13 protein-coding genes are annotated in these 12,569 nt (G+C 73.9%); 8 read left to right on the top strand and 5 right to left on the bottom strand.

Going from position 1 to position 12,569, the window contains the following annotated elements:
• The 3 genes from ADL34_RS16565 to ADL34_RS16555 all read left to right on the top strand — a co-directional run.
• A partial coding sequence (locus ADL34_RS16565; protein WP_159038929.1) for an ATP-binding cassette domain-containing protein occupies positions 1-650 on the top strand: 650 nt, incomplete at its 5' end.
• Positions 647-1,474 carry an ECF transporter S component gene (locus tag ADL34_RS16560; protein ID WP_107115606.1) on the top strand — a complete coding sequence of 276 codons (828 nt, stop codon included), beginning with the start codon at positions 647-649 and terminating at the stop codon, positions 1,472-1,474. The genes ADL34_RS16565 and ADL34_RS16560, both read left to right, overlap by 4 nt.
• Positions 1,475-1,801: 327 nt before the next feature.
• Positions 1,802-2,218, top strand: coding sequence for a transglycosylase SLT domain-containing protein (locus ADL34_RS16555; protein WP_062667360.1), 417 nt, complete (start codon positions 1,802-1,804; stop codon positions 2,216-2,218).
• Between the two features lie 61 nt (positions 2,219-2,279).
• On the opposite strand, the gene ADL34_RS16550 is transcribed toward ADL34_RS16555, so the two are convergent.
• Positions 2,280-3,515, bottom strand: coding sequence for a cytochrome P450 (locus ADL34_RS16550; protein ID WP_062667359.1), 1,236 nt, complete (start codon positions 3,513-3,515; stop codon positions 2,280-2,282).
• A 228-nt stretch (positions 3,516-3,743) separates the two neighbouring features.
• Here ADL34_RS16550 and ADL34_RS16545 point away from each other — a divergent pair, with 228 nt between their 5' ends.
• Together ADL34_RS16545 and ADL34_RS16540 are read left to right on the top strand one after the other, a co-directional pair.
• The gene (locus ADL34_RS16545; RefSeq protein ID WP_062667357.1) at positions 3,744-4,913 is read left to right on the top strand and encodes a steroid 3-ketoacyl-CoA thiolase; all 1,170 of its coding nucleotides are present in this window, start codon (positions 3,744-3,746) and stop codon (positions 4,911-4,913) included.
• A gap of 147 nt (positions 4,914-5,060) precedes the next feature.
• The gene (locus ADL34_RS16540) at positions 5,061-6,653 is read left to right on the top strand and encodes a hypothetical protein (RefSeq protein WP_234375036.1); all 1,593 of its coding nucleotides are present in this window, start codon (positions 5,061-5,063) and stop codon (positions 6,651-6,653) included.
• Here ADL34_RS16540 and ADL34_RS16535 read toward each other — a convergent pair.
• A complete protein-coding gene (locus ADL34_RS16535) occupies positions 6,586-8,640 on the bottom strand; it encodes a bifunctional glycosyltransferase 87/phosphatase PAP2 family protein (RefSeq protein WP_062667352.1) in 2,055 nt (684 codons plus the stop codon). The two genes, ADL34_RS16540 and ADL34_RS16535, sit on opposite strands and share 68 nt — an antisense overlap.
• Positions 8,641-8,911: 271 nt before the next feature.
• On the opposite strand from ADL34_RS16535, the gene ADL34_RS16530 reads away from it, so the two are divergent.
• Positions 8,912-9,583 (top strand): O-methyltransferase, encoded by a 672-nt coding sequence (locus ADL34_RS16530; protein WP_062667350.1) that lies wholly within the window; start codon positions 8,912-8,914, stop codon positions 9,581-9,583.
• A gap of 15 nt (positions 9,584-9,598) precedes the next feature.
• On the opposite strand, the gene ADL34_RS16525 is transcribed toward ADL34_RS16530, so the two are convergent.
• Positions 9,599-9,991 (bottom strand): FHA domain-containing protein, encoded by a 393-nt coding sequence (locus ADL34_RS16525; protein ID WP_062667348.1) that lies wholly within the window; start codon positions 9,989-9,991, stop codon positions 9,599-9,601.
• 98 nt (positions 9,992-10,089) lie between these two features.
• Between ADL34_RS16525 and ADL34_RS16520 the strand changes: the two genes are divergently transcribed.
• Positions 10,090-10,557 (top strand): DUF1992 domain-containing protein, encoded by a 468-nt coding sequence (locus ADL34_RS16520; protein ID WP_062667346.1) that lies wholly within the window; start codon positions 10,090-10,092, stop codon positions 10,555-10,557.
• Here ADL34_RS16520 and ADL34_RS36385 read toward each other — a convergent pair.
• Together ADL34_RS36385 and ADL34_RS16510 are read right to left on the bottom strand one after the other, a co-directional pair.
• Entirely contained in the window at positions 10,546-11,337 is a 792-nt protein-coding gene (locus ADL34_RS36385; protein ID WP_062667344.1) for a hypothetical protein, read from the bottom strand. The genes ADL34_RS16520 and ADL34_RS36385 overlap by 12 nt on opposite strands.
• A 5-nt stretch (positions 11,338-11,342) precedes the next feature.
• Positions 11,343-11,912: a hypothetical protein gene (locus tag ADL34_RS16510; protein WP_234375035.1), complete on the bottom strand. Its 570-nt coding sequence runs from the start codon at positions 11,910-11,912 to the stop codon at positions 11,343-11,345.
• Between the two features lie 154 nt (positions 11,913-12,066).
• On the opposite strand from ADL34_RS16510, the gene ADL34_RS16505 reads away from it, so the two are divergent.
• Positions 12,067-12,558, top strand: a complete 492-nt coding sequence (locus ADL34_RS16505; protein ID WP_199835582.1) for a GNAT family N-acetyltransferase — start codon at positions 12,067-12,069, stop codon at positions 12,556-12,558.
• The last annotated feature ends 11 nt before the right edge of the window (positions 12,559-12,569 follow it).

Below are 12,569 nucleotides of genomic sequence, written 5' to 3'. Positions count from 1 at the left end.
TGGGCCGCAACGGCGCCGGGAAGTCCACCCTGCTCAACGCCCTCGTGGGACTGGTGACGCCGTCGTCCGGGACGGTGCTGACCGGCGGGTCCGTGCCGCACCGCACGGCGCCGCGCGACCTGGTCCGCCGCGTCGGCCTCGTCCCGCAGGAGCCCCGCGACCTGCTGTACGCCGACACGGTCGCCGGGGAGTGCGCGGCCGCCGACGCCGACGCGGGGGCCGAGGCGGGTACCTGCCGGGCGCTGCTGTCCACGCTGCTGCCGGGCATCCCCGACGACCTCCATCCCCGGGACCTGTCCGAGGGCCAGCGCCTCACGCTCGCGCTGGCCGTCGTCCTCACGGCGCGTCCGCCGCTGCTCCTGCTGGACGAGCCGACCCGGGGGCTGGACTACGCGGCCAAGGCACACCTCGTCACGCTGCTGCGGGATCTCGCCGGGCGGGGGCACGCCATCGTGCTGGCCACGCACGACGTGGAGCTGGCGGCGGAGCTGGCCCACCGGGTGGTGCTGCTCGCCGAGGGCGAGGTGATCGCCGACGGTCCGACCGCGGAGGTGGTGGTCTCCTCCCCGTCGTTCGCCCCGCAGGTCACCAAGATCCTCGCCCCGCGGCGGTGGCTGACCGTCGCCCAGGTCCAGGAGGCGCTGTCATGAGCGGCACCGGGAACCGGACGAGCCCCGTCCGGCTGGGGCCCCGGTCGGTGGCGGCCCTCGTGCTGGTCGGCGCGGTCGGTGCCGGCGCGCTCGGCTGGCCGTTCCTCGCCGCGCCCGCCTCACAGGTGAACGCGCACGCGCAGGACGCGCCATGGCTGTTCACGGGGCTGCTGATGCTGCTGGTGGCGGTCGTGGCGGCGACGATCTCGGAGTCGGGGCTCGGGCCGAAGGCGGTGGCGATGCTCGGCGTGCTCGCGGCGACGGGGGCCGCGCTGCGCCCGATCGGCGCGGGGACGGCCGGGCTGGAGCCGATGTTCTTCCTGATGGTGCTCAGCGGGCGGGTGCTGGGGCCGGGCTTCGGCTTCGTCCTCGGCGCGGTGACGATGTTCGCGTCGGCGCTGCTCACGGGAGGGGTGGGGCCGTGGCTGCCGTTCCAGATGCTGTCGATGGGCTGGTTCACCATGGGAGCCGGGCTGCTGCCGGGCGCGGAGCGGCTGCGCGGCCGCGCGGAGGTGGCGCTACTGGCGGCGTACGGCTTCCTCGCCGCCTTCGCGTACGGCACGGTGATGAACATGGCGGGCTGGCCCTATCTGCCGAAGGACACCTCGACGATCTCCCCGGCGCCCGAGCTGGGTCCTCTCGCGAATCTGGCCCGGTTCGCCGCCTACTGCGTGGCCACCTCGCTCGGCTGGGACCTCGGGCGGGCGATCGTGACCGTGGTGCTGACGGTCGTGCTGGGTCCGGCGGTGCTGAAGGCGCTGCGGCGGGCGACGCGGCGGGCGGCCTTCGAGAGCCCGGTCACGTTCGACGCACCCGGACCGTGAGCGCTCGTGCGCCGCTCGTCAGGGCAGCGGTGAACCACCCCACATGACGCGGGTCACCTACGATCCGCCCTAGTGGGCACGCAGGGCTGTCATGGCTGCACCAAAAGGGCCTCCGACCTGGGCGTTGAGATCCCCGTCACACGGACACCCCACTCCTGACATACGGCCACAACTAGCAAACAGGCTCATTGCGGACATCCGCCGCGCCTGTTTTCGTGGAGGACGTCGCACGGCGCCGACGTGCCCCCAGGGCCTCGGCGCCGACGCATGCCAGGCCCTCGCGACCGGCACGCCAGCGCCCCCACGCCCCCGTACGAAAGGTTCTCCGTGTCCGCCGTCTCCACCTTCCGCCGCCTCTCCGCCCCGAAGAAGGCCCTCGCCGGTACGGTCCTGGCGGCCGCCGCGGCCGGCACCCTGCTCGCCTCGGCGCCCGCCCAGGCCGCGACGGGCGACGCCTCCTCGGCCCAGCGGGTGGCGAAGAAGATGATCGCGGACTCGGCGCAGTTCCAGTGCTTCTCCAAGATCGTCGACCATGAGAGCGACTGGAACCCGCACGCCACCAACTCCTCGTCGGGTGCCTACGGCCTCGTCCAGGCGCTGCCCGGCGACAAGATGGCCGCGGCGGGCTCGGACTGGAAGACCAACCCGGCCACCCAGATCGAGTGGGGCCTCGACTACATGAAGGACCGGTACGGCAGCCCGTGCGGCGCCTGGGGCTTCTGGCAGTCCAACGGCTGGTACTGATCCGGCCGTCCCCCGTACCGAAAGCGGCGACCCCCGATCCCCGGGTCGCCGCTTTCGTCTGTCAGCCGACGCCGACCCGCAGCTCCTTCACCCCGTTGATCCAGGCCGAGCGCAGCCGGCGCGGCTCCCCGGCGAGGGTGAGGCCGGGCATCGCGTCGGCCACCGCGTCGAAGATCAGGCCGATCTCCAGGACCGCCAGGGACTTGCCCAGGCAGTAGTGGGGTCCGCCGCCACCGAAGCCGAGGTGGGGGTTGGGGTCGCGGGTGATGTCGAAGACGTCCGGGTCCTCGAAGACCTCGGGGTCGTGGTTGGCCGAGGAGTAGAAGAGGCCGACCCGCTCCCCCTTGCGCACCCGCCGCCCGCCCAGCTCGGTGTCCTGGGTGGCGGTGCGCTGGAAGGCCACCACCGGGGTCGCCCAGCGGACGATCTCCTCGGCCGCCGTGGCCGGGCGCTCCCGCCGGAACAGCTCCCACTGGTCGGGGTGGGTGAGGAAGGCGTGCATGCCGTGGGTGATGGCGTTGCGGGTGGTCTCGTTGCCCGCCACGGCCAGCATCAGCACGAAGAAGCCGAACTCGTCCGCGCGCAGGCTGCCCTCGTCCTCGGCGGCCACCAGCGCGGTGACGAGGTCCTTCGCCGGGCAGCGCTTGCGGTCGGCGGCCATGTTCATCGCGTAGGCGATGATCTCGGTGGCGGACTCCTGCCCGACCTCCTCGGTGATGGCGTACTCGGGGTCGTCGTAGGCGATCATCCTGTTGGACCAGTCGAAGATCTTCGCCCGGTCCTCCTGCGGGACGCCGATGAGCTCGGCGATGGCCTGCAGGGGCAGTTCGCAGGCGACCTCGGTGACGAAGTCGAAGGTGCCGGTGTGCCGCCGGGCGCCGTCGGCGATGGCCCGGGCCCGGGCGCGCAGCCGGTCCTCCAGGGCGCGGATGGCGCGCGGGGTGAACATGCGCTGCACGATCTGGCGGACCCGGGTGTGCTCGGGCGGGTCCATGTTGAGCAGGATGAGCCGCTGGGCGTCGATGGCGTCGCGCTCGATGTGCTCGTTGAAGCGGATGATCGCGGTGTTGACCGACGAGGAGAACAGTTCCGGGTGCGTCGACACGTACTTGACGTCGGCGTGCCGGGTCACGGCCCAGTAGCCGTCGTCCTGGAATCCGGCGACGTTCCCCCGCTGCGGGATCCAGCGGACCGGTTCGGCCCGGCGCAGCGCGGCGAACTCCGGGAGGGGCACGCGGTGGTGCAGCACATCGGGGTCGGTGAAGTCGAACCCGTCGGGAAGCGCTGGACAGGACATCGGCGGCTCCAGCCATCTGACGGCTCATCAGAACATGGTCGCGGCGAAGGTAGTAACGGGTTCTACAAGTGGCAAGGGGCACGACAGGCCGAATCCGGGCGGTAATCCGCATGGACCACGACTTCGGAGGCTGCAAGACCCTTGCGGTGACCGACCGCGCGTCAGCAGACTGCGGGGAGAACTAGAACACGTATCAGTTCCGGAGGAGAGCCGAGAGGACCCGCACCCATGGCTGCCGAACCCGTCATCGTCGAAGCAGTGCGCACCCCCATCGGCAAGCGCGGCGGCGCGCTCGCCAACCTCCACCCCGCCTATCTGCTGGGCGAGACCTACCGCGAACTCCTGGGCCGCACCCGTATCCCCGCCGACTGCGTCGAGCAGATCGTGGGCGGCACCGTGACGCACGCCGGCGAGCAGTCCATGAACCCGGCGCGCACGGCCTGGCTGACCATGGGCCTGCCGTACGAGACGGCGGCGACGACCGTCGACTGCCAGTGCGGGTCCTCGCAGCAGGCGTCCCACATGACGGCGAACATGATCGCGGCCGGGGTCGTCGACGTCGGGATCAGCTGCGGCGTGGAGGCGATGTCGCGGGTGCCGCTGGGGTCGGGCTCCCGGCACGGGCCGGGCAAGCCGTTCCCCGACGAGTGGAACGTCGACCTGCCCAACCAGTTCGAGGCGGCCGAGCGCATCGCCCGGCACCGCGGGCTGACCCGGGAGGACGTCGACGCGCTCGGCCTGCTCTCGCAGCAACGGGCCGCCGCGGCCTGGGCGGAGGAGCGCTTCAAGCGGGAGACGTTCGCCGTGCAGGTCCCGACGACCGAGGAGGAGCAGCACGCCGGCCAGGGCATGTGGCGGCTCGTCGACCGGGACGAGGGGCTGCGGGACACCTCCCCGGAGGCGCTGTCCCGGCTGAAGCCGGTCATGCCCCGCGCGATCCACACCGCGGGCAACTCCTCGCAGATCAGCGACGGCGCGGCCGCGCTGCTGTGGGCGTCCAGGCGCATGGCCCGTGCCCTGAAGCTGCGGCCCCGGGCCCGGATCGTGGCGCAGGCGCTGGTGGGTTCCGACCCGCACTTCCACCTCGACGGGCCGATCGACGCCACCCGGGCCGTGCTGGGCAAGGCCGGGATGACGCTGAAGGACATCGACCTCGTCGAGATCAACGAGGCGTTCGCCTCGGTCGTGCTGAGCTGGGCGCGGGTCTTCGAGCAGGACCTGGAGAAGGTCAAGGTCAACGGCGGCGGGATCGCGCTCGGCCACCCGGTGGGCGCCACCGGAGCGCGCCTGATCACCACCGCGCTGCACGAACTGGAGCGAGCCGACAAGGAGTTCGCCCTGATCACGATGTGCGCGGGCGGTGGCCTGGCCACCGGCACCATCATCCAGCGCCTGTAGGCACCGCGTCCCGGCGGCCCGCGCGGGCCGCCGGTGAACGTTCCGGCCCGGTCCGGCGTCTACGAACACGTGCCCGAGACCGAAGTCATCAGCAGCCGCACGCACCCCACCGGCCCCGCGCCGGCACCCCTCGCCCTCCCGCCGTGGCTGCTGCGGTTCCGGGACCGGCACCGCGTCCCGCTGACCGCCACCTTGCCCGTCCTGCCCCTCTACGCGCTGTGGTGGGGTCTCCTCGCCACGGGTGGCGGGGATCTGGCCGCCCAGTACGCCTGGGCCGGGTTCACGGCCCGGCACGGCGGGTCGGCCTACAACCTGTTCTGGTACGGCGGCACCCACACGGCCAACTACAGCCTCATATCCCCGTACCTGATGTCCGCCGTCGGCGTCCGTGCCGTCACGGTCGTCTCCGGGGTGGTGGCGACCTGGCTGGCCGCCGTGCTGCTCACCCGCGTCGAGGGCCTGCGCCGCCCCGAGGGCCCGGCCCTCCTGGCCGCGTTCGCCCTGTGGTGCAACGTGGCCTCCGGCCGCACCACGTTCGCGCTGGGCGTCGCCTTCGGGCTCGGCGCATGTCTGCTGCTGACCGGGCGGCGGCGGGTCGTCCTCGCCGCCGTCCTGGCGGCGCTCGCGACGACGGCGAGCCCCGTGGCCGGGCTCTTCCTGGCCGTCGTCGGCGCCGGCTTCCTGCTCACCGGGGACCGCCCGCGCGCCCTCGCCCTGCTGCTGCCGCCCGCCGTCACCGTGGGCGCCACGACCCTGCTGTTCCCCTTCCGGGGCGAGCAGCTGATGTTCGCCGACCGGATCTGGCCGCCGTTCCTGCTGGGTCTGGCCGTCACCGCGTTCGCGCCGCGCGGCTGGCGGGTCGCCCGCCTCAGCGGTGCCGTGTACGCGGCCGGGACCGTCGTGACGTATCTCGTCCCCTCGCCGGTCGGCACGAACGTCGAGCGGTTCGCCGAGCTGTTCGCGCCCGCCGCGCTGCTCGCCGTGCTGCTGGCCCGCCCCGAGCTCGCCGGATGGCGTCGCAGGTCCCTGGTCGGCCTGCTGGTGCTGTCCGTCGGCTGGGTCGGCAAGAAGACCGGCGACGACCTGTACGTGTCGACGCGGGTGCCCGCCTGGGCCGCCGAGACCCACGGGGTGGTGCGGGCACTGGAGGACCTGGGCGCCGGCCGCACCCGCGTCGAGGTCGTGCCGGCCCGCAACCACCGCGAGGCCAGCGGGCTCGCCCCGTACGTCAACATGGCCCGCGGCTGGAACCGGCAGCTCGACATGGAGCGGGCCCGGCTGTTCTACGACGGCTCCTTCTCGGCCGGCACCTACCGGGCGTGGCTGGACCGCTGGGCCGTCGGCTTCGTGGTGCTGCCGCTGGGCAAGCCGGACGGCTACGCCGAGGAGGAGGCCCGGCTGGTCCGCGAGGACCGGCCCGACTGGCTGGAGCCGGTGTGGCGGGACGCGCACTGGCGGGTGTTCCGGGTGCGGGACGCCGTGCCGCTGGTCTCCCCACCCGCGCGGGTCGTCTCCACGTCCGGCGCCGACCTCGTCGTCCGGATGCCGGGCGCGGGCAGCACCATCGTGCGCGTCGCCCACTCGCCGTGGCTGCGGGCCGACGGCGGCGGCTGCCTGGCGCCGAGCGGCGAGTTCACCCGGCTGACGGTCTCCGCGCCCGGCGAGTACCGGATCAGTTCGGAGTACGGTCCCTCACCGCGGCCCGCGGATCGCTGCGGCTCCGCTTCTGCCCCGGAGTGACGGTCCGGGCGCGCGGGCCCTGGAACAGGTACGTCACCGCGAAGCCCGCCGCCACGACCAGCGCGCCGCCCACCGCGTCCAGCACCCAGTGGTTGCCGGTGACGACGATCGCGGTCGCCGTGAGCAGCGGGTGCAGCAGCCCGAGCGCCTTCATCCACCGTCTTGGGGCGAGCACGGCGACGACCACACCGCACCACAGGGACCAGCCGAAGTGCAGGGACGGCATCGCCGCGTACTGGTTGGTGAGCTCGGTGAGCGTGCCGTAGTCGGGCTGGGTGAAGTCCTGCGGGCCGTTGACCGTGTCGACGACGCCCAGACCCGGCATCAGGCGGGGCGGCGCGAGCGGGTAGAGCCAGAAGCCGACCAGGGCGAAGAGCGTCGCGAAGCCGATCGCGGTGCGGGCCCAGCGGTAGTCGACGGGCCGCCGCCAGTACAGCAGCCCGAGGATCACCAGCGGCACGCCGAAGTGGAACGACTCGTAGTAGAAGTCGAAGAAGTCCCGCAGGCCGCCGGCCGCGACGACGGCGTGGTTGGCCCAGCGCTCGATGTCGATGCCCAGCGCGCGTTCCAGGGAGTGGATCTGCGCCCCGTGCTCCTCGGCGGTGGCCCGCCCCGACGCCGAGGACGGGCCCGCCGCGGCGAGGCGGATCCGGGCGTAGGCGTCGTAGGTGACGCGGATCAGCACCAGCTCGAAGAGCAGGTTGGGGCGGCTGACCACCCGGCGCAGGAAGGACACCAGCGGGATGTGCCGGAACCGGGACGGCACCGGCTCGGCGTACCGCGTCGGCACCGGCGTCCGCCAGTACGGCGAGGTGCGCGGCAGGAACGGCACCACGACGGCCGTGGCGAGAGCGGCGCACAGCACGAGATCGGCGCGCAGCGGCTGGAACACCACCTTGTCCGGCACGAGCGTGTCCGCCGGAAGCGTCATGACCAGCACGATCGCGACGGGCCACGCGTACCGGTCGCCGGCCCGCCGCCCGACCCGGCCGACGACGGCGAGCAGCACCCACAGCAGCTGGTGCTGCCAGGCGGTGGGCGACACGGCGATGACCGCGCAGCCGGTGACGGCGACGGCGAGCAGGAGCTGCCCGTCGCGGGCGTAACGCACGGCGCGGCGCAGCGCGAGCACGGCGACGGCGGCGCCGAGGACCGGCAGGAGGGCGGTCTCGAGGGGCCCGGTCAGGCCGAACCGGAGCAGGGCGCCGTGCAGGGACTGGTTGGCGAGCCCGTCGGCGGGCCCGCCCAGGCCGAGGCCGGCGACATGGTGGAACCAGTAGGTGGCCGAGTCGCGGGGCATCGCCGCCCAGGCCAGCAGCGTGCAGGCGGCGAACGCGGCGCCGGTGGACAGGGCGGCCCGCCGCCGTCCGGTGCACCACAGCAGGGGCGTGAACAGCAGCAGGGTCGGCTGGAGGGCGGCCGCGAGGCCGATCAGCACCCCGCTGAACCGTTCCCCGCGCACGGCGAAACAGCCGAGGAGGACGAGCAGGACCGGGAGGATGCTGGTCTGGCCGAGGTGGAGGGCGGTGCGTACCGGCAGGGACACCATCAGCAGGCTGATCGCGACGGGCGCGGCGAGCACGGCGGTGCGCCGGCCGACCGGTGGCGGCAGGGCGCGCGCGGCCACCAGCCCGAGAGCGACGACGAGCAGGAGGGTGCCGAAGGTCCAGCCCCAGCCGAGCGCCTCCTCGGCGGCCCGGGTCAGCGGCTTCAGGACGAGCCCGCCGAACGGGGTGCCCGTGAACCGCTCGGAGTCGTACAGCGAGCCCTTGAGGTGCAGGACCCCGGCCGGGCCGACCCAGGTCTCCAGGTCGGTCAGCCGCTCGCCGCGCGGGGTGCCGAGGACGGCGGCCACCTGGCGGGCGCCGAGGAAGGCGGCGATCAGCCACAGGCCGAGCCGTATCACCCGCACGCGTGCCTGGACGGCACCGGCCGCCGTGGCCCCGGCTGCCTCGGCCGGCCGCCCTCGGTGCTCCGCCTTCGCCACGCCTCGTCGGCCTCCCGCCCCGATGCGCCCCGCGTGTCGACGGGGAATCTTCGATACGCCGGGCGGCTCGTACCGCCCTTCGGGGAGACGCAGGCGTGCCCCATTTCGCCTGACATCTTCGCCTTTTTCCGTGACGATAGTCGGCGGTCCGCCCCTTCGCCTCCGGTGACGCGGCGGGCGGGTACCCCCGGCCGCCGCGTCCGCGGGGGATGCTGGAGCGTCAGCCGCGATCCGGCCGGTACGCCCGGCCGGCAGTCCGAAAGGCAGTGCGATGAGCGAGTCCGAACTCTGGGGCGATGTCGACGCGTACTTCACCGATCAGCTGGCCCGGGAGGACGAAGCCCTGGAGGCGGCCCGGCGCGAGAGCGACGCGGCGGGCCTGCCGAGCATCAGCGTCACCGCGCCCCAGGGGAAGCTGCTGCGGCTCCTCGCCGAGATCCAGGGCGCCCGCAGCATCCTGGAGATCGGCACGCTCGGCGGGTACTCCACGATCTGGCTGGCCCGCGCGCTGCCCGCCGACGGCCGGCTGGTCACGCTGGAGTACGACGCCCGGCACGCCGAGGTGGCCACCCGCAACCTGGCGCGGGCGGGCCTGGACCGGATCGTGCAGGTCCGGGTGGGCCCGGCCCTGGAGTCGCTGCCCAAGCTGGCCGACGAGAACCCCGCGCCCTTCGACCTGGTGTTCATCGACGCCGACAAGGCCAACAACCCGCACTACGTGGAGTGGGCGCTGCGGCTCACCAGCACGGGCAGCCTGATCGTCGTCGACAACGTGGTGCGGGGCGGCGCCGTCCTGGACGCCGGCAGCGACGCGCCGGACGTACGGGGCACCCGGGCCGCCGTGGAACTGATCGGCCGGCACCCGCGGTTGGCCGCGACGGCGGTGCAGACGGTCGGCGCCAAGGGCTACGACGGGTTCGTGCTGGCCCGGGTGCGGGCGTGAGGGGGCCGGGCCGGGTCAGCCCTCGTGGAAGAAGCCGACGTTGACGCTGCGCGGGGCGGTGCGGTCGTGGACGACGATCTCGCCGCTGCCGCCCCTCGGCAGCGACACGGTCTGGCCGTACCCGACCGGCTGGACGTGACCGGCGACGGTCATGCGCACCTCTGAGGACGGGTCGGGCTGCGATCCGCGCAGCCAGGTCACGTGCCAGCTGCCGTCGGCGGCGCACTGGAACTCCAGGTGGACGCGCGAGACGAACAGCCAGTCGTCGGGGGTCGCCAGCCGGCACACGGACCGGTCCCGGCCGACCCGGAGCACGGCGCCCGGCTCGCTGGGCGCGTCGGCCATGAGCATGCCGGCCGTGGCGCCCTCGTCCGCCGCGGACACGGCGGCCATGGTGAGTTCGAGCACGTGCGCTCCTCCTGAAACGTCCTTGCCCGACGGCCGGTTCGACCATCGACGCCGCATACTAAATCGCCCGGTGCGATCGTGTCCGGCACAATGAACTCATGACCGAGCGAAAGCCCCCCGGCGTGCCGTTCGAGTCCTGGGTGGACCACCAGATCAGCGAGGCGCAGGGGCGCGGCGACTTCGACCGCCTGCCCGGCGCCGGCCGGCCGCTGCCGCGCGACCTGGAGGAGCCGTACGACGAACTGTGGTGGGTCAAGCGCAAGATGGCCCGCGAGGGCCTGTCGGTGCTGCCCCCGGCGCTGGCGCTGCGCAAGGAGGCCGAGGACGCGCTGGAGGCGGCGTACGCGGCGCCGACGGAGCGGGCCGCCCGGAAGATCGTCACGGACGTGAACGTCAAGATCCGCGACATGCTGCTGAAGCCGCCGCCCGGCCCTCCCCTGGGCCGCCGGCCGTACGACGTCGACGAGGTCGTACGGGAGTGGCGGCAGCGCCGGGAGGGACGCCGGGCGGCGGACGGGACGGACGTATCGGATGCGTCGGACGTGTCGGACGTGTCAGACGTGTAGGAGCCGTTCGGCCAGCTCGCGGTAGTCGCGCAGCGCCAGACGCAGCTGCTCGGTGTCGGCGGTCCCGTCCGAGTCCTGCCAGGACCTGCGCAGGGTGCTGCGACGCTCGGCCAGAGCCTCGGTGAGCCGCCCGAGCAGGTCCTCGACGGCACCGTCGGCCTCCTCGACGGCGGCCCGCGGCCGGTCGACGAAGTGGGTCACGGCGTCCCGCACACGCAGCTCCAGCCGGTCGCGCTCGCCGTCCGGCAGAAGGGCGGCGTGCGTGGCACCGGCGCCGGTGGCGCCGTGCTTGCCGGGCTCGTGGGCGCCGTGCGCCGCATGCGTGCCGTGAGACGCGTGGGTCTCGTGACCGCCGTGCGTCCCATGGGTCCCGTGCGCCGCGTGCGTGCCGTCGGTACCGGGGGCCGTCCGCCCGAGGGAAGCGGCGCCCGTGCCCGCGCCCGGGGTGCCGGGCTCATGGCTGCCGTGGGTCCCGGTGCCGTCAGTGCCGTGAACCCCGTGTGTGCCGTGAGACGCGTGGGTCTCGTGACCGCCCTGCGTCCCATGGGTCCCGTGCGCCGCGTGCGTGCCGTCGGTGCCGGGGGCCGTCCGCCCGAGGGAGGCGGCGTCCGTGCCCGTGCCCGGGGTGCCGGGCTCGTGGGCGTCGCGCAGGCCGGCGGCGTCGTGCGCGGTGCCGTCGTGTGCGCCGTTCCGCCCGTCCTCGGCGGCGGTGGGCCACCGGTCCGGGCCGGACCCGGTCCGGGCGTCCTCACGTGCGTCGGTGTCGGTGACGTCCTTCATCTGCCTCAGCTCCTCCCCGCGTGTGTGCGTTCGGAGGTCCGACGGGACCCTCCGACGAGTTCCTCGAACAGGCCGCGCCCCTCCAGCAGGGCCGCGCGCATCTCCTCCGTGTCGGCCCCGTTGCGGGCGACGTGGTGCAGGTGCCGGTAGCCCTGCACATGAGGAGCGTGGTGGACGGCGAGCGCCTCCAGCTGCTCCTCGTACCGGTCACCGGCCGGGAAGCCGCGGGTTTCCGCCGCCTCGGCGAGCAGCCGCTCGGCCTCCGCGACGGCCTCGCGGGGCTCGTCGACGAAGTGCTCCTGGGCCGCCGCCCAGCGCGTCTCGAAGCGCTCGGCCTCGGCCGGGTCCAGGGCGCGCTTCTTCAGCCCGCCGTGCCGCTCGACGAGTTGGGCGAGCTCGTGCTCGGCCGCCTTGGTGTTCCCGTCGTGGCGGGCCACGGCCCGTTCGTATTCGGGCCCGAAGCGCCGCTTCAGGCCCCGGCTGCCCTGGGCACCACGGGTGCGCAGGGCCAGGGCGGCCACGCCGAGGACGACGACGACCGCAATCACGATCAGAATGATCACGCCAGTTGACATGGACGTCGGGTTGCCGGTAAAGGGCGTCTCAAACGGCCACGGGGCGGACGACATACGGCCGTTGGCGGTATGCGGCTTTTATCCGCACCGCCGGGACCGTCGCCCCGCACAAACCAGGTGCCGCCGCCCCGGCCCCGGTGCCACGATGGCGGCCATGTCCTGGACCGTGACCCCCGAAGCCCCCGACTCCCCCGCCGCCGTGGCGCTCTGGCGGGCGTACTACACGGAGGTCAGCGACCGCTGGTACCTGCTGCACGAGGGGCGGCGTACCGACCCGGCGGAGCTGGAGCGGGAGATCGCCGCGCCCACCGGGGACGAACTGCGGCCCCCGCACGGCGCGTTGCTGGTGGCCCGGTGGGCGGGTGAGCCGGCCGGCACGGCGGGCGTGCGGCTGCTGGAGCCCGGAACGGCCGAGCTGACGCGGGTGTTCGTCCGCGACGCGCTGCGCGGCCGGGGCGGCGGGCCGGCGCTGGTGCGGGCCGCCGAGGAGGCCGCGCAGGCCCTCGGGGCCGCTCGCATGGTCCTCGACACCCGGCACGACCTGGTCGAGGCCCGCGCCCTGTACGCGCGGCTCGGCTACGCGGAGACCGCCCCGCACAACGACGACGTGTACGCCGAGCACTGGTTCGCCAAGGCGCTGGCCTGACGTCCGCAGCG

This window comes from Streptomyces sp. NRRL WC-3605, assembly GCF_001509795.1.
GTDB lineage: Bacteria > Actinomycetota > Actinomycetes > Streptomycetales > Streptomycetaceae > Streptomyces > Streptomyces viridochromogenes.
The sequence above is the reverse complement of the archived record's forward strand: the minus strand, read 5'-3'. Positions and strand labels throughout refer to the sequence as shown.

Excerpts from the sequence above, each read along its gene's own strand:
- ADL34_RS16560 (WP_107115606.1), top strand. The coding sequence starts at position 647 with ATGAGCGGCACCGGGAACCGGACGAGCCCCGTCCGGCTGGGGCCCCGG.
- ADL34_RS16550 (WP_062667359.1), bottom strand. The coding sequence starts at position 3,515 with ATGTCCTGTCCAGCGCTTCCCGACGGGTTCGACTTCACCGACCCCGAT.
- ADL34_RS16545 (WP_062667357.1), top strand. The coding sequence starts at position 3,744 with ATGGCTGCCGAACCCGTCATCGTCGAAGCAGTGCGCACCCCCATCGGC.
- ADL34_RS16530 (WP_062667350.1), top strand. The coding sequence starts at position 8,912 with ATGAGCGAGTCCGAACTCTGGGGCGATGTCGACGCGTACTTCACCGAT.
- ADL34_RS16520 (WP_062667346.1), top strand. The coding sequence starts at position 10,090 with ATGACCGAGCGAAAGCCCCCCGGCGTGCCGTTCGAGTCCTGGGTGGAC.
- ADL34_RS36385 (WP_062667344.1), bottom strand. The coding sequence starts at position 11,337 with ATGAAGGACGTCACCGACACCGACGCACGTGAGGACGCCCGGACCGGG.
- ADL34_RS16510 (WP_234375035.1), bottom strand. The coding sequence starts at position 11,912 with ATGTCAACTGGCGTGATCATTCTGATCGTGATTGCGGTCGTCGTCGTC.
- ADL34_RS16505 (WP_199835582.1), top strand. The coding sequence starts at position 12,067 with ATGTCCTGGACCGTGACCCCCGAAGCCCCCGACTCCCCCGCCGCCGTG.